Raw genomic sequence first — 14,739 nt, forward strand, 5'->3', positions numbered from 1 at the left:
TCGAGCGGATCCCGAGTGTGGTCAGCAAGGTCTCGCTGGCCAACGGACTCCTGTACACCTACACCCACCCCTCCGCCGACGAACTGGCGTTCCGTCCCGGCGGCCAGTTGCTTGGACATCCGGACGCGTGGTACCTCACCGCGATCGACGTACACACCGGCGAACGAGTATGGAGCANNCTGGCCGGAGCCGGACCACTTGTCAACAACCACTACGCCCCGATCTCCATCGGACCCGACGGCGCCGCGTACATCGGAGCCGTCGGTGGCCTCATCCGCATCGCTGACAACCAGCCCGGATGATTCGTGGTAGTCGCCGCGGCGTGCTGTTCGTCGGCGCATAGTTGAGCGGAAGTGCCTGCCCTGTAAGGAAACCTGTGATTGCGACCCCTACAGGCTTCTCTTCAAGGGGAGGCACTTCCGAGCTACTTTACGGCCTGGTCACGGGAGCTGCGGCGCCGAGGAGGTCCCACCGGTTGCCGGCAATGTCGAGAAAGACCGCGACTCGGCCATAGGGCTCGGTCCGCGGTTCTCGGACGAAGGTGACACCAGCCTCGGTCATCCGCCGGTACGCGGCGTCGAAGTCGTCAACGCGGAGGAAGAACCCGACCCGGCCGGCTACCTGGTTACCGACAGCGGCACGCTGATGTTCTCCGTCGGCGCGAGCGAGCAGAATCCCGGTCTGGGCACCCGGGGCCCGAACGACGACCCACCGCTTGGGTCGCCCGTCATTGGTCAGTGATGGCGAGTCCTCGATGAGGTCGAAGCCGAGTGCGGCGGTGAAGAACTCGACCGCCGGATCGTACTCCTCGACAAGCAGGGTAACCACGTCAATCTGCACCATGGCAGCGTATGCGGGTCGGGCGGACGGCACGACTCCGCCCGGCCGGGGAGCCCGGCCGGGCGGAGTACGACGATCAGCCAGGAAAATCCCGTTCAGTTGCCACCAGTGAGGTCTTCGATCTCCTTCATGGCATCCTCGAGCTCCGCGAAGGAGTCCTCAAGGTCCGCAAAGACCTCCTTCAGGTCGACAACATCCGCTGCCGGGGGCGCCTCGATCTGCGCGGGCTCGTTGTAGTCGTAGTAGTCAGCCGTCGTCACGCCCGCCGTGCCCATGTCCAGGCGGAACCGACGGAGCAGGTACTCTTCGTCGATCCAGACATCAATCGTTACCTCGGTTACACCGAGAGCGTCCCCAGCCGCCGACAGATCCGAGATTTCAGCTGACCCCTCAGGTTGCGCCTCGGCGAGCTTCTCGGGGGTGGTGGTGACGGTGTACTGGAGCGTGCGGATCCCATCCACCGTCTCCTCACCCACGACGGTGACGCCCTCCAACTCCAGCAGCGCCTCGATCTGCTGGGATGGGTCAGATTCCTGCAACATCTGTTCCACGCCCATGTCACCTTCGGGCGACGAGTCGAGGTCGATCTTGGTCCAGCGCTTACCGTCGTAGAGCTCGCGATCCTCCGCGGAGTTCTCCGTATAGATAGCAGAGTCAACCATGCGCATGGTGACGGGTTCACCAAGAATGTCGCCGACCATCTCGAAGCTGACCGCACCACGGAAGTCCATCGTCATCTGCATCTCAGAATCTGCGGCACCTCCCGAGGTAACCACGTCCGCTCGCACCGTTTCGGTTTCCTTGGCCTTGTCGGCCGCCGCTTGAAGCGAGCCAGGGACGTCATCGGTAAGCCGCTCCAGCGCACCCGACTCTCCCTCGGAGTCGTTCGGTCCGCAGGCAGTCATCGAAACCGCCGTAACGGCCGCGACTGCCAGGGCGCTCAACTTTTTCCAACGTGACATGTGAAGCCACTCCCCCGGGAGGCAAATCTAGGTCGACTGGCCACAGTAACCCAGCCCGTCAAGCCGGACAAGCCTCTTTCGGACCACCTGCCCGGCAACGACAGGGACGGCGAATCAGCACATTCCCGACCCACGCAATGTTGGCAACGCGAAGACAAACCCGCATCATCCACGCTGAACTAATTCTAGTAAAGGGTCGTAGTCGAAGGTCACCTGACCACCGATCAAGCTGGCCCAACCGGTGACGGAGAAGCGGATGTCGTAATCCATCTCCACCCCGCCGTAGCCGACCCATGCCACGTTGACACGTCCCGTCCAACCGGTGACGCTGACCTGACCCTCATAGATATCGAATTCGAGCTCCGGATACGTTTCGATCGCCCATTGCACAGATTGCGAAGAATCGACTGCGGTCCAGGAGAAGGGGCAGTCCTCCGGCGACGGGTCGGTGCTCTCAGCACAGTTGTCAAGGTACGCCTTCACCTGACTTTCGACCGCGCTGCGCGCCGAGTCCCGGACCGTTGGCCGTAGCCTCGCCTCACGCGGTCTCAGCAGGCCAACCTCCGCAAACACCAGCTCGGCCCGGAGTAGTGGGTCGTCAGCCACTCTCACCTCATGGACACCAGGGAAGACGCGTGCCGTCGCGTACCCCTCGCGCACTGGCACCACCTGCCCGTTGATGAGCACGCTCGGACTGTTCTGCCAGGCCGACACGGTCAGCTCATTAACCCCGCCGTAGATCAACCAGCCATCCAGAACACCCAGTTCCTTCCGCTTCTGCCGGTGCAGATACAGCACTTCCCGATAGGTACGGTCGCCCACCCGGTACGTGACGCCGGCCAACCGCCAGTCAGCCCGGTCCGCCCCGGCCGGAGCGCCCACCAGCTGGATCTCGTTCGGCACCTCGATCGAGGTGACTTCCGCCGACGCCGGCGGCTGGTAGGACTCGTTCAGGGGGATCAACGGTAGCTTCCCGGGATCGTTCGGACCGTCCCCGGATGGCTCCTCCAGGAGGGAACGCGCGGCGGCGAAGTCCCGCTCGGAGAGCGCGGAGAAGTACTCCGCCACCACCCGCTCGGGGGTGTAGAAGACGCTCTGGACCGCGTAGAGGCCGGCAATACCGGCCAACAGCACGGCCAGACCGACGCCGGTGAGCCGATAGAGCCAGCGATTGGGGTTGCGCACCTCGGCGAACGCGGTGGGCGGCGGCAACGGGGCAGCTGGGTCGGTGCCGGGCTGCGGTGCCGTCGCCGCCTCACCGGCGGGCATCGGCGACAACTGCCCCAGCCGCTGCCCACACGCGGGGCAGAACCGCGCGTCCACCCCGGTGGGACGGTGGCAGGTGGAGCACTCCTGCGTCTGCTCGGCGGCCGGGAGACCACATCGCAGGCACCCCTGCTGGCCCGGAAGGAGCACGGTCCGACACTTCGCGCAGGCCTGAATCGTCGTCATCGCTGTCTCTCCGCCGTTGGCTCAGTCACGGGATGAGCTGGACACGACCACCGGAAGCGGACGTGCCGGCGAGTCTCGGTCGGGCAGCGGATAGTCAACACCGGGTGCCTCGGCTCGCTCCAAACGCAGCTCACTCGGGGGGTGGTTGGCGCAGACAGCGAGTTCCCACCCATTGCGGGCCCCGTCGAAACCTCCCTGGACCCGGCTCAACACCTGCCGCAGCCCGAGGTGGTGCCCCGCCCAGATCGCGCCCTGGTCGGCGAGGTATTCGGCGGCTCGGTTCCCCGCCGCCTGCATCGGCATGACGAAGTACCGGACAGTCAGCAGGAGCGGCCAGGCGCTGAGCGCCAGGACGAGGGAGAGGATCGGGTGCCGGAACTTCCGTCGCAGCCACGTGACCAACGCGTAGGCGAGGTAGAGCGGCAGGCCAAGCCCACGCACGAAGAGGCCGGACACCGGGTCGGCGTTGCGCCAGTGCGTCAGCTCGTGGCACAGCACCGCGGCGATCGGCTCGGGCGCGTAGTCGAACTCGTCGAGCAGTCCGCGGCTGATCACCACGTGTCGAGTCCCGCTGACCGCGTGCGGATCGTGGCTGTCATCGATGAGCAGCTTCGGGTGCGCGTCGAGCTGCAGCCGCGTCGCGCAGTCGACCAGGATCGGCTGGAGCAGTTCCCTTTCTCGACGGCTTGGTTCGCGGTAGCCGGCAGCCCGGAACCGCCATCCTTCGGTAGCGATTCCGTAGCTGGTGTAGAGCAGGCTCAGGAGAATCGCGACGATGGTCTGGGCGACGAAGTAGCCGACGGCATAGCCCGGCTCGGTGGTGACCAGAGACCACGGCACGAACAAGCCGCCGACGAACCCGGCCAGGCAGCCGAGCAGCACGCCGACCAGAAGGCCGAGCACACCGCCCACCTGAAGCGCGGCGCCGCTGAGTACCGAACCGAGCAGGGGAACCTCGGTGAGGAAATCGGGGCCGGATTCATTGCCACTGGTGAACCCACCGAGGTAGCCAGCTATCCCGCCGTACACGATTCCCAAACCGCCGATGAACACGGCGAGCGGCAGGTTGAACCAGGCGGCGATGAACGCGCCGAGCGCACCACGCCGGTCCCGGAACGCGCCGGTCACCAGCCAGGAGACGAAGGTCGGATAGCCAGGAGGACGGGTGAAGAGCCGTTGCCCCCGGGTCGGCTGGACATTGTGCGGCGGGACGGAGATCGGCTGCGCCGGCCGCTGACCGGGCACCTCCGCTCCGGTTGGCTGCGGCGACGGAGTGCCGCACTCGCACTCACCCTTTGCCGGATCAATATAATTGCCGCAGTTCGCGCACTGCACCGTCGACTCCCAGAAACCTCGTCATTAAATCCGAACGGATTGTTGCACGGACGACGGCCGGGCGATGACCCGCCGTTCCGGGAACGGCGGGGAACGCGATCGAATCGGTGCCCGATTTCACCGCCCTGCACTACTTCACCCGCTATGACGCCGGCAACGGCCGACCCACGAATTTCCACCCGGCGCGTTAGTCGTACGGGCGGCCTTCGCGCTGGGTAGCTTTCGGGCTGGCCGCATTCGACGGCGAGACGGCGTGGATGGGGTTCGCGTCCACGAGTTGGTCGTACCCGCCGGGCATGATCTGGTGCATGACCGATTCTGTGACTTACCGACAGCACGCCATCGACTACGTTGAGTTCGCCGTCACCGACCTCGCGGAGGCGAAACGGTTTTACGCCGAGGCCTTCGGCTGGGAGTTCACCGACTACGGGCCGGAATACGCCGGCATCCGCAGCCCGCACGGCGAGTCCGCACCGGAGGTGGGCGGGCTGCGGCAGGACCCGCAGGTGCGGGCGGGCGGCCCACTGGTCGTGCTGTTCTCGACCGCCCTGGAAAAGTCGGTCCAGGCGGTGACCGAGGCCGGCGGCACCGTGGTCAACGGCCCCTACGACTTCCCGGGCGGGCGTCGGTTCCACTTCACCGACCCAAGCGGCAACGAGCTGGCCGTCTGGGCCGAGGCGTAACGACCACCGGAGAGGCGGGCTACCCGATCAAGGGCAGCACCGCGTCAGCTCCCCGCGCAACTCATCCACTGTGGGTGGAATTGGGCTGGGGCAGCACGTCGAAGTGCCGCAGGGCGCGGGCGAAGCCCTCCGGTACGTCGGTGGTCTGCCAGCCCAGTTGACTGCGGGCTCGGGAGGCGTCCGGTAGCGGGTGAGAACGAAGGAAGTGCAGCTCGCCCGCGGCGAGCAGCGGCGGCCGGCGGGTCACGCGGGAGAGGGCCTCCCCGGTGGTGGCCATGGCTCTCGCGAGAGCCGTCGGTATGGTGCGGGGGACCTTGGCCGTCGGCACCAACGTGTGGACCAGCTCAGCGATGGCGGTCAGGGTCAGGTAGCGGTCGGAGAGGATGAACCGGCTGCCGATCGGCGCCTCGGCCGCGAGGAGGTGTCCCCGGGCGACGTCTTCGGTGAAGACGACGGGCATGCCGCCCGGGGGCAGCGCGGGAATCTGATTACGGACCAGCCTGAGCAGCAGCAGGTTCAGCGCGGTCGCGGTCGCCGGACCGGGCCCGTAGACCCCGGACGGATGCAGGAACCGGGCTGGCAGGCCCCGCTCGATCGCATCGGTCACGAGAACGTCGGCGCGCTGCTTGGAACGCTCGTACGCGGTGCCGAGCGGACGTTCCGCGATCCGTGACTCGTCGAACGGCTGGCCTGGGACCTGGTCGAAAACGTCGATCGTGCTGGTGTAGACGAACGTCGCCACGCCCTCGGCGAGAGCTGCCTCCACCAGGTGCCGCGTACCGCCGACGTTGACCCGCTCGAAGACGTCGGGATCGGCCAACCACTGCTCGGGGAGCCCGGCAGCGTGAAAGACGGTGTCACACCCGCCGACCGCGGACCGGACCGAGGCCAGGTCGGTGACATCCCCCCGGACCGTCTCCACACCCTGGGGTAGGGCAGCCGCCGCGCGCTCCGGCGAACGAACCAGCGCCCGCACCCGCACCCCGCGGTCGGCGAGGTCGCGAACCAGAAGGCTACCCACGGTGCCGGTGGCTCCCGTGACAAGTACCTGCTCCATGCTGCCCCTCCGCTCCACCGAATGCCGCCTGCGCCGCGCATCTGGGAGCCGCGTGCTATCCAAATCGACTACATCGTGACACTCACGCGTCGGTGTCCACGGCTGAGAGCCTCGGAGTGTGGCACAGGGCAATCCGGGGTCGCGGCCGGTGCGCTGGCTTCAAGCCTAACCAGACACGGGTGGAGACAACGCGGGGTGCTGCCCGACCAAGGGCAGTACCCCATCAGCGACGGGGCGGCTCGGCGACAAAGACGCCGCGCCCGGGACGACCCACCAACACCCCCTGCGCCCGCAGCCGCGCCACGGCCCGGTGAATCGTGGACAGCGACAGGTCGTAGTGGTCTGCGAGTTCCTGGGTGGACGGTATCTGCGAGCCAGGACGAAGCTCGCCCGCCTCGATCCGCTTCAACAGATCGTTGATCAACTCGTCCATGGTCGGTGGTATTGGCACAGAAGCCCCTTGCAGTCGGTTGGCTACTCCAGTATTGATCACCGACTGAGAGAGCAGCAAGAGCTAGGAGAAAAGCAGCAGAAAGAGGACGGGCTAGATTCGACAGATAAGGCAGCGTTGACAGAGGTGCGAGGTATCAGTAGCGTCGCTGTCGGTGATGCGGTGCCGCTGCGGTCGGTTGGCGCCTCTCGTACTGGTCTCGCATCGCCGCCGAGACCGCACCGCCGCGCCGCCCCCAGGCGCGGCCCGGCTGTCGTACCGCCGATTAAGGCTGCGACGGCCGGGCGGGCGCTCCGCCGGCCGCAACCGACGGAGCGCCCCTCCACCTACCCGCGACTCGACGAAGGGTGGCCACCATGCGCAACCTGATCCGCCGACTCACGCACCGACCCGGCCCCAGCCCGAACAGCGGGTCACCCACCACCACAGACCCGCCCCGCCCACGCACCCCCGACTGCCGCTGCGGCTGGGGGAGGTCCGGGACCGGTACTTCGCGGTCCGGCGACGGGGGCTCGACCCAGTGGAGATCCGCGACTTCCTGCACCGGGTCGCCGACGAGTTGACCACCACGCAGACCGCCCTGGTCGCGGTGCGGGAGGAAGACGTACGGATCAAGAACGCCCTACGGGAGTGGCAGAGCGCCCAGTCGGCTCGCCACCACTACCGATGACCAGCCGCTGGGTGATCCACCTCCCGGTCACCGCTGCCGACCTGATGCAAGCCCGAATCCTGGCCCGGACCGCCGCCCGGGTGCTGATTCGGTTCAGCGCCCGGATCGAACCGGGCGGGGTAACCGTCTCCGCCGAGGACCAGCAGGAGGTGCGCCACTGGGTCTTCTGCGACCGGCTGTTGCCGGAGGGAGGTGGACGGTGCGTACTCGCGGTGGACCACACCTCCCGCTGCCGGCCACGCCCGCCCCGGTAACGACTCTGCCCGGCCGGTGAGCCCGGCCGGGCAGAGCGTGGCGATCAGTGGGACCATGCGTCGCGGTCAGGTGGTGGTGCGGGCCTCCTCCGCGAGGTCTTCGAAGAGGTCGCCGAGAAGGTCGGCGAAGTCGGCGGTCTCGGCGGCCGGCGGCGCCTCGATGGTCACCGGCTCGTTGTAGTCGGTGTAGTCGACCGTCATCACGCCCATCTCGCCCATGGTCATGCGGGCCCGGCGCGGCCAGTACTGCTCGTCGATCCACAGCTCGGTCTTGATCTCGGTGACGCCGAACTCGGCTATCTGGTCCGCGGCCTCCGCCTGGCCGGCGGAGTCGAGCTCCCCCTGCTCTTCCAACAGCGCAAGGTGCTCCTCCGCCGTGGCGGTGACGCTGTAGTGGACCGTGGGCACCCCGCCCACTGTCTCCTCGCCGACAACGGTGACTCCCTCAAGTTCCAGCAGTGTCTTGACCTGCTGGACCGGGTCGGCGTCCTGCATCTGTTCGTCGAGACCCATCTCCGCGGCATCAGAGAAGTCCATCTTCATCCAGCGCTTGCCGTCGCTGAGTTCGTGTTCTGCCTCGGGAATCTCCATGTACATCACGGAGTCGATCAAACGGATGGTGGTGACTTCTCCCTCCATCTCCATGACCATCTCGTAGCTCACGGAGTCACGCAGATCCATCGCGATCTGCATCTCGAAGTCCTCGGGACCCGAGGCCACCATCGTCGCCCGTACGGTCTCGACCTTGCTGGTCCGATCCGCCGCCTCCTGGAGGGAACCCTGGAGATCGTTGGCGAGTAGCTCCAGCACGCTCGACTGCTGTGCGGCCTCCTGAGAAACCGTGCTGGGTCCGCACCCGGTCACCGCGACCGCTGCGGCGGTCGCAGCCGCCAGGACGACGATGTTCTTCCAACGTGGCACGGGTAGCCACTCCCCCCGAAAGGCGTATTGAACGACGGGTCAGGTTATCCCAGTCGGGCGGACTCGGCATCGCCCTTTCGGGCATGCCTCCCAGGCAAACGGACGAGAGCCAAGAAAGCACCCAGTATCGGCACTTCAGCCGCGCAAGCCGACAATGGCGATAGAAAGGAGACGTTCGGCCCGAGCAGGGCTATCCGCAGCCAGGGCGATACCGATCGTCAGTTGCAGGATGTCCTCGACCTCAACGCCGGCACGCACGACGCCCGCCTCCTGCGCCCGCGCGACCAGTCCCGCCCCGGCCGTACGTAACTTCACGGCGCAGTTCAGGTCGGAGCCCGACGGCGCTTTCATGATCGTTTCGGCCAGGCCTCGGTCCGTCCGGCAATGCTGGAGGAACGCCTCCAGCCATGCGGTCAACGCGTCGCTCGGCGACCGGCTCTCGGCCAGCTCGTGAGCGCGCGCACACAAGGTCTCGATCCGGGTGGTGAAGACTTCGAGCAGCAGCGACTCCCGGGTAGGGAAGTGTCGGTACAGCGTGCCGGCACCCACGCCGGCCTGTTGCGCGATCTCGTTGAGGGAGGCGGCGGGGCCCTGCTCGGCGATTACGGCGGTGGCCGCCGCCACCAGCCGGTCCCGGTTACGCCGTGCGTCGACACGCATCCCTCGTTCCTCCTGGGCCACACAACATGCGGAGAGCCTCTCCACATGATACGTTACCTCTATGCGGAGAACCTCTCCAGATCGTACCGGTGACATCCACGAACGAGAGACCGACACAAACAACAGCCACCGGGGGCTCGGCCGAGTCGGCATCTGGACCATGGCGTTCGACTGGCAGCCAGCCGGGCTCGTCCGCGACGCGACCGCCGAGTTGGAGGAACTAGGCTACGGCGCCGTGTGGTACGCCGAGGGCCTCGGCCGCGACGCGGTCAGCCAGGCATGGCTCATCCTGGGCAACACCCGGCGGCTGGTCGTCGGAGCGGGGGTCGCCAACATCGCCGTACGAGATCCGATCGCGATGGCCGCGGCCCACCGCGCACTGGATGACGCGTACGCGGGACGGTTCGTGCTGGGACTCGGCGGACACCGAACCCACGACACCCCGGCCAACGCCATCCCAGGGCGCTACGGGCGACCAGTACAGACCATGACCGCCTACCTCGACGCCATGGACGCCGCCACCACCGTGCTTCCCGAGCCAACACGTCCTCGTCGCCGCCGTGTCCTCGCCGCGCTCGGTCCCAAAATGACCGAACTCGCCGCCCAACGCACCGAGGGCGCCCTGCCCTACTTCGCGCCCGTCGAACACACTCGGCGCGCCCGGGAGGCCATGGGACCTGGTCCACTGCTCGCAGTGGAGCTCGCGGTCGCCCTCACCGACGAACCCGATCTCGCGCGGCGGTTGGCCCGCGACCATGTCGCCTACTACACCTCAACCGCCCCGCACCAGGCCGCCAATCTGCGTCGCCTGGGCTTCAGCGAACAGGACATGCGCGGGCCGAGTAGCACCCTGGTCGATGCCGTGGTCGCGCACGGCAACCTCGATGCGGTGCGCACCCGCGTGCGCGAGCACCTGGACGCCGGGGCGGACCACGTCTGCATCCAGGTGCTCACCGCGGATCCGGCCACGCTCCCCCTGCACGAATGGCGGGAGCTGGCGTTCCTCGCCACCGAGTGAGCAAGGTCAAAGGTCGGCTGCCCCATCGGGACCGAGATGGCTGAAAGGATCAAAAGCGACTTGAACGCCGAACTACCGACGACGACGGGTGCGGACCGAAAAGTCCTCGCCTTCCCCCACCGAATTGGAATCACCATCGACTGTCGCGATCCGGACTCGGCGGCGGCCTTCTGGGAACGGTTTCTCGGCTACCGGCGGCGACCACACTCCGCAGGGAGCACCTATGTCACGGTCGACTGCCCAGAAAGCGTGGCGGGCCCACCACAGCTGACGTTCCAGCGGGTTTCCGAGCCCAAGACCGGCAAAGCGCGGACCCACCTCGACCTCTTCGTCGACCACGCACAACCGCTGACGCGGCAGATGCTCGCCGCCGGCGCCAGCCAGGTCAGGGTGACCGATGCCGGCGAGTGGACGACCCGCGTCCTGACCGATCCGGCGGGCAACGAATTCTGCGTCATCGGTCCGGACTGACCGACGCCGGGGACAGGCCGTGGGCTCCTCCTATCCCGGCAGCTCGGGGCCGCCGTCAAGCAGCGGGGCGAGTAGGTCGCCCTGCTCGGCGATGCGGGTCAGCACCTCGGCCGCCGGATAGGGCTTGACCGCCGGACGTTTGCCGGCCGCCCCGGCCGCAACCTCGGCCCAGGTCAGCGGGGTGGACACCGCCGGCACCGGCTGCGCACGTAGCGAATACGGCGCCACCGTCGTCTTAGCCGCACTGTTTTGACTCCAGTCGATGAATACCTTTCCCGCCCGCAGCTTTCGGGTCATCTTGGACACGATCAGCTTCGGATGGGCTCGCTCCAACTCCTGGGCGATCCGCCGGGCGTAGCCGGAGACCGCGTCGGCCGGTTGGGTGCCGGCGATCGGACAGCAGAGCTGCATGCCCTTCTTTCCCGATGTTTTCGGATACGACTCGATCCCGTCATCGGCGAGCCGATCCCGCAGCAACAGGGCGACCTGACAACACTGGCGAAGCTCGGCCGGCGCACCCGGATCGAGATCAACCACCATTAGGTCCGGATGTTCGCCGATCTGCCACTGTGGCGTGTGCAGTTCGAGGGCGGCGAGGTTGGCCAACCAGACCAGGGTCGGCAACTCGTCGGCGACCACGTAGTCGATCGTCTCCCGGCCCTTCGCCGAGCCGGGGACCGGCAACGTCTCGGTGTGGACCCAGCTCGGGGTCGCCGCCGGGGCGTTCTTCTCGAAGAAGGAGCTGCCGTCGACACCGTTCGGGAACCGGATCCGGGTCAGCGCCCGGCCGGCGAGGTGCGGCAGCAGCACCGGGGCGACCCGGGTGTAGTAGTCGATCACCTCACCCTTGGTGAAGCCGGTCGCCGGGTACAGCACCTTATCCAGATTCGACAACTCCAGCGTACGGCCAGCCACCTCGACCCGGAGCCGGTCAGGCATCATCAACCTCCTCGGCGAGTTTGTCCGGGCGTAACCGCAGCACCCGGGGAAACCGCAGGCGTCCATCCGGAGTGAGCTGGCCGTACTTCACCTCCACCACGACCCGGGGCACGACCCAGACCACAGCTCGGGAGTCCGCGCGGGGCAGGTCGCCGGCGAAGGGTGAAACGTCGGTACGCAGCGGTTCAAGCTCACGCAGCAGCTCTCGCTCCAACGCCGCGCCGATGCCACCGCCGACCCGCCCCCGGAATGTGAGGCGGCCGTCCGGCCGTGGCACCCCGACCAGTAGCCCGCCGAGCCGGCGGGCACCCGGCCGCCAGCCACCCACCACGAAATCGCCGGTCACCTCCAACTTGACCTTGACCCAGTCCGGTGAACGCGTACCCGGCCGGTAGACCGAAGCGACCCGTTTGGCCATCACCCCCTCCAGGCCGTGCTCCCCCGCTGCCTGGAAGGTCGCCGGGCCGTCCGAGAAGGCTGGCGGGACCGCCCACCGGGGCCCGGCCAGCCCCAACTCATCGAGCACAGCGCGCCGCCGCTGCCACGGGTAGCCGGTCAGATCGACGCCGTCGAGCCGCAGCAGGTCGAAGACCAGGTAGGTGATGGGCAGGGACGCCGCGAGCCGCGCGGCCCGACCACGGTCCCGGACGTGCATTCGCTCGGCGAGCGCCGTGAACGACGGCTGCCCGGTCGCGCCGAAGAGCACCACCTCGCCGTCGAGGAGGGCGTCATCCACCTGCGCGCAGAGGCCGGCCAGTTCCGGGTAGGCGAGGGTGACCTCGACGCCGGAGCGGGCGTACACCCGCTGCTGGCCGTCGCCGATGTTGGCCAGCGCTCGAATTCCGTCCCATTTGAACTCATAGGCCCAGCCCGGGCCCACCGGCAGCTCCCCGGTGGTCGCGAGCATTGGCTTGGACGGCACGCCGGGCACAAACCGACCCTAGTCGAATGCGGAACTGCTCGCGTCCGGTTCCATCGGATGAGAACATGGTCGATACCGGCGAAAGGAGCACAGGGTGCGGGCCATTTGGAAAGGAGCCGTGTCGTTCGGGCTCGTCTCGATCGGGGTGAAGCTGTATTCCGCAACCGAGGAGAAGGATATTCGGTTCCACCAGGTGCACCGGGATGACGGGGGTCGAATCCGCTACAAGCGCACCTGCCAGGTCTGCGGCGAAGAGGTCAGCTACGACGACATCGCCAAGGGGTACGACCTCGGCGGCGGCGAGTTGGTCATCCTCACCGACGACGACTTCGCCGACCTGCCACTGAGCACGTCACGCGCGATCGACGTGCTGGAGTTCGTCCCCGCCGAACAGATCGACCCGATCCTCTACAACAAGGCGTACTTCCTCGAGCCGGAGGGCACGGCCACCAAGCCGTACGTGCTGCTGCGCAACGCGCTCACCGACTCCGAACGAGTGGCCGTCGTGAAGGTGGCGATCCGGCAACGCGAGCAGCTCGCGACGCTGCGGGTCCACCAGGGCGTCCTGCTGCTCAACACGATGCTCTGGCCCGACGAGATCCGGACGCCGGAGTTCGGCTTCCTCGACGAGGACCTGAAGGTGCGCCCCCCGGAGCTCGCGATGGCCAGCTCCCTGATCGACTCGATGGCGGGTGACTTCCAGCCCGATGTCTTCACCGACGACTACCGGGCCGCCCTGAAGGAGGTCATCGACGCGAAGGTGGAGGGCCGCGAGGTCGTCCAGCCGGAGGAGGTCGAAGAGGCCCCGGCGGCGGCGGTGGACCTGATGGCGGCGCTGAAGGCATCGGTGGAGCGGGCCCAGGCGGCACGCGGCGAGAAGCCCGCCGGGTCCGGCGCGGGCGAACCGACCCCCATCTCGGCGGCGCGTTCCGCCCAGCGAAAGGCCTCCGAGCAGCAGGCTCCACCGAAGAGGGCCGCCGGCAAGAAAAGTGAAAAGACAACTCCGGCGAAGAAGACGGCGGAAAAGGAGAAGGCCGAGGAGAAAAAGGCCGACAAGAAGACAGCCGGGAAGAAAACGGCGACAAAGACGACCGCCAAGAAGGATACGGGGCAGCGGGCGGAGCCGGCCAAAAAGACCGCGGCCCGCCGGGGCGCCCGCAAGACCGCCTGAGCGGCGAGCCGGCCACCACCGGCGATACCCGCCACCATTGTCAATACTGGTTACCACCGTCGCTACCGGGTACCACCGGACAAGAGGTCGTCCGGCACCTGCACCACGGGGACCCCGGCGGGTACCGTGTTCGTCGGCCTTCCCCCGGCACGCGGTGCCGGCCACCATCTTCGAACAGGGAGTCGACGCCGTGAGCGAGCGGACGCAGAACCGGGCACAGAAGTCGGAGCGGCGGTTGGCCGCGCAGCTCGCCGAGCAGAAGGCGGCCGAGGCGAAGCGCCGCCGGCAGGCCTGGGCCGGCGGTCTCGCCGGGGTCGCCGTGGCCGCCCTCCTGGTCACCGTGTTCGTGCTGGTCGGCCCGGCCGGTGAGGACGAGAGCAACCCGACCGCGGCCCCGTCGGCGGGTGCTCCGTCAGCGGATGCCCCCGATCCGGCTGCCGGCGGCACCGAGCTGCCGGACGGGGCCGACCCCGCGCTGAACACCCCGCCGACCGTGGAGGCGGGCGAGGGCGAGCTGACCGAGCTCGTCGTCACCCCGCTGATCGAGGGCACCGGCCCCGCGGTGGAGAGCGGTCAGACGATCACCGTCAACTACGTCGGCATCCTCTACAACGAGGGCGAGGAGTTCGACTCGTCCTGGTCGCGCGGGCAGCCGGCGAGCTTCCCGATCGGGGTCGGCGGAGTGATCCCCGGCTGGGACCAGGGCCTGGTCGGCGTGACCATCGGCAGCCGGGTGCAGCTGGACATCCCCGCAGAGCTGGCGTACGGCACGGAACCGGACGGCGGCCGTCCAGCCGGTCCGCTGCGCTTCGTCGTGGACGTGCTCGACGCGCAGTAGCCCGCCCCGCCCCGCGCCGGTGCAGTTGGCCACAGTGGGCTTCCACACCGTCACCGAACGGCAGTAGGTTCGTCGAACCGGGGGCAGATACCCCC

At 67.7% G+C, this 14,739-nt stretch carries 17 protein-coding genes and 2 pseudogenes; 8 read left to right on the top strand and 11 right to left on the bottom strand.

Going from position 1 to position 14,739, the window contains the following annotated elements; genetic code table 11:
• A pseudogene (locus B118_RS28890) lies at window positions 1-302 on the top strand (hypothetical protein); the annotation flags it as partial.
• A 127-nt stretch (window positions 303-429) separates the two neighbouring features.
• On the opposite strand, the gene B118_RS0121935 reads toward B118_RS28890, so the two are convergent.
• The 5 genes from B118_RS0121935 to B118_RS33500 all read right to left on the bottom strand — a co-directional run bounded on the left by B118_RS0121935 (window position 430) and on the right by B118_RS33500 (window position 4,899).
• Entirely contained in the window at window positions 430-840 is a 411-nt protein-coding gene (locus B118_RS0121935) for a VOC family protein (RefSeq protein WP_026189349.1), read from the bottom strand.
• A gap of 95 nt (window positions 841-935) precedes the next feature.
• Window positions 936-1,802: an SCO4651 family lipoprotein gene (locus B118_RS0121940; RefSeq protein ID WP_028193461.1), complete on the bottom strand. Its 867-nt coding sequence runs from the start codon at window positions 1,800-1,802 to the stop codon at window positions 936-938.
• Window positions 1,803-1,967: 165 nt separating this feature from the next.
• Window positions 1,968-3,254, bottom strand: coding sequence for a zinc ribbon domain-containing protein (locus B118_RS0121945; protein ID WP_028193462.1), 1,287 nt, complete (start codon window positions 3,252-3,254; stop codon window positions 1,968-1,970).
• 21 nt (window positions 3,255-3,275) lie between these two features.
• Window positions 3,276-4,589 (bottom strand): M48 family metalloprotease, encoded by a 1,314-nt coding sequence (locus tag B118_RS0121950; protein WP_026185682.1) that lies wholly within the window; start codon window positions 4,587-4,589, stop codon window positions 3,276-3,278.
• A gap of 187 nt (window positions 4,590-4,776) precedes the next feature.
• A complete protein-coding gene (locus B118_RS33500) occupies window positions 4,777-4,899 on the bottom strand; it encodes a hypothetical protein (protein WP_018812981.1) in 123 nt (40 codons plus the stop codon).
• Here B118_RS33500 and B118_RS0121960 point away from each other — a divergent pair.
• Window positions 4,898-5,272 (top strand): VOC family protein, encoded by a 375-nt coding sequence (locus B118_RS0121960; RefSeq protein ID WP_028193463.1) that lies wholly within the window; start codon window positions 4,898-4,900, stop codon window positions 5,270-5,272. The genes B118_RS33500 and B118_RS0121960 overlap by 2 nt on opposite strands.
• Window positions 5,273-5,333: 61 nt before the next feature.
• Here the strand turns inward: B118_RS0121960 and B118_RS0121965 are convergent, their stop codons facing one another.
• Window positions 5,334-6,329: an NAD-dependent epimerase/dehydratase family protein gene (locus B118_RS0121965; RefSeq protein ID WP_028193464.1), complete on the bottom strand. Its 996-nt coding sequence runs from the start codon at window positions 6,327-6,329 to the stop codon at window positions 5,334-5,336.
• A 223-nt stretch (window positions 6,330-6,552) separates the two neighbouring features.
• On the bottom strand, window positions 6,553-6,780 hold the full coding sequence (locus B118_RS0121970) for a winged helix-turn-helix domain-containing protein (RefSeq protein WP_027646656.1): 228 nt from the start codon (window positions 6,778-6,780) through the stop codon (window positions 6,553-6,555).
• A 356-nt stretch (window positions 6,781-7,136) separates the two neighbouring features.
• Here B118_RS0121970 and B118_RS28895 point away from each other — a divergent pair.
• Together B118_RS28895 and B118_RS0121980 are read left to right on the top strand one after the other, a co-directional pair.
• Window positions 7,137-7,450, top strand: a pseudogene (locus B118_RS28895) (DivIVA domain-containing protein).
• Window positions 7,447-7,704 (top strand): hypothetical protein, encoded by a 258-nt coding sequence (locus B118_RS0121980; RefSeq protein ID WP_028193465.1) that lies wholly within the window; start codon window positions 7,447-7,449, stop codon window positions 7,702-7,704. The pseudogene B118_RS28895 and the gene B118_RS0121980 overlap by 4 nt, the downstream one beginning before the upstream one ends.
• 66 nt (window positions 7,705-7,770) lie before the next feature.
• Here B118_RS0121980 and B118_RS0121985 read toward each other — a convergent pair whose 3' ends face one another.
• On the bottom strand, window positions 7,771-8,625 hold the full coding sequence (locus B118_RS0121985) for an SCO4651 family lipoprotein (RefSeq protein WP_028193466.1): 855 nt from the start codon (window positions 8,623-8,625) through the stop codon (window positions 7,771-7,773).
• A gap of 135 nt (window positions 8,626-8,760) precedes the next feature.
• Window positions 8,761-9,285 (bottom strand): TetR/AcrR family transcriptional regulator, encoded by a 525-nt coding sequence (locus B118_RS0121990; protein ID WP_028193467.1) that lies wholly within the window; start codon window positions 9,283-9,285, stop codon window positions 8,761-8,763.
• Window positions 9,286-9,346: 61 nt separating this feature from the next.
• Here B118_RS0121990 and B118_RS0121995 point away from each other — a divergent pair, with 61 nt between their 5' ends.
• A complete protein-coding gene (locus B118_RS0121995; protein ID WP_028187520.1) occupies window positions 9,347-10,303 on the top strand; it encodes a TIGR03620 family F420-dependent LLM class oxidoreductase in 957 nt (318 codons plus the stop codon).
• Window positions 10,304-10,363: 60 nt separating this feature from the next.
• Entirely contained in the window at window positions 10,364-10,774 is a 411-nt protein-coding gene (locus B118_RS0122000; RefSeq protein ID WP_027658509.1) for a VOC family protein, read from the top strand.
• 30 nt (window positions 10,775-10,804) lie between these two features.
• Here the strand turns inward: B118_RS0122000 and ligD (B118_RS0122005) are convergent, their stop codons facing one another.
• Both ligD (B118_RS0122005) and ligD (B118_RS0122010) read right to left on the bottom strand, forming a co-directional pair.
• Window positions 10,805-11,713, bottom strand: coding sequence for a non-homologous end-joining DNA ligase (gene ligD, locus B118_RS0122005; RefSeq protein ID WP_027658508.1), 909 nt, complete (start codon window positions 11,711-11,713; stop codon window positions 10,805-10,807).
• Window positions 11,706-12,644, bottom strand: a complete 939-nt coding sequence (gene ligD, locus B118_RS0122010; RefSeq protein ID WP_028193468.1) for a non-homologous end-joining DNA ligase — start codon at window positions 12,642-12,644, stop codon at window positions 11,706-11,708. Before ligD (B118_RS0122010) ends, ligD (B118_RS0122005) begins: the two co-directional genes overlap by 8 nt.
• A gap of 85 nt (window positions 12,645-12,729) precedes the next feature.
• On the opposite strand from ligD (B118_RS0122010), the gene ku reads away from it, so the two are divergent.
• On the top strand, window positions 12,730-13,806 hold the full coding sequence (gene ku / locus B118_RS0122015) for a non-homologous end joining protein Ku (RefSeq protein WP_028193469.1): 1,077 nt from the start codon (window positions 12,730-12,732) through the stop codon (window positions 13,804-13,806).
• A 154-nt stretch (window positions 13,807-13,960) separates the two neighbouring features.
• The gene (locus B118_RS0122020; RefSeq protein ID WP_027646651.1) at window positions 13,961-14,644 is read left to right on the top strand and encodes an FKBP-type peptidyl-prolyl cis-trans isomerase; all 684 of its coding nucleotides are present in this window, start codon (window positions 13,961-13,963) and stop codon (window positions 14,642-14,644) included.
• The last annotated feature ends 95 nt before the right edge of the window (window positions 14,645-14,739 follow it).

Origin of the sequence: Salinispora pacifica CNR114 (genome assembly GCF_000514775.1) — a bacterium.
GTDB classification, from domain to species: domain Bacteria; phylum Actinomycetota; class Actinomycetes; order Mycobacteriales; family Micromonosporaceae; genus Micromonospora; species Micromonospora pacifica.

Excerpts from the sequence above, each read along its gene's own strand:
- B118_RS0121965 (WP_028193464.1), bottom strand. The coding sequence starts at position 6,329 with ATGGAGCAGGTACTTGTCACGGGAGCCACCGGCACCGTGGGTAGCCTT.
- ligD (WP_027658508.1), bottom strand. The coding sequence starts at position 11,713 with ATGCCTGACCGGCTCCGGGTCGAGGTGGCTGGCCGTACGCTGGAGTTG.
- B118_RS0121960 (WP_028193463.1), top strand. The coding sequence starts at position 4,898 with ATGACCGATTCTGTGACTTACCGACAGCACGCCATCGACTACGTTGAG.
- B118_RS0121945 (WP_028193462.1), bottom strand. The coding sequence starts at position 3,254 with ATGACGACGATTCAGGCCTGCGCGAAGTGTCGGACCGTGCTCCTTCCG.
- B118_RS0121990 (WP_028193467.1), bottom strand. The coding sequence starts at position 9,285 with ATGCGTGTCGACGCACGGCGTAACCGGGACCGGCTGGTGGCGGCGGCC.
- B118_RS0121995 (WP_028187520.1), top strand. The coding sequence starts at position 9,347 with ATGCGGAGAACCTCTCCAGATCGTACCGGTGACATCCACGAACGAGAG.
- B118_RS33500 (WP_018812981.1), bottom strand. The coding sequence starts at position 4,899 with ATGCACCAGATCATGCCCGGCGGGTACGACCAACTCGTGGACGCGAAC.
- B118_RS0121940 (WP_028193461.1), bottom strand. The coding sequence starts at position 1,802 with ATGTCACGTTGGAAAAAGTTGAGCGCCCTGGCAGTCGCGGCCGTTACG.
- B118_RS0121980 (WP_028193465.1), top strand. The coding sequence starts at position 7,447 with ATGACCAGCCGCTGGGTGATCCACCTCCCGGTCACCGCTGCCGACCTG.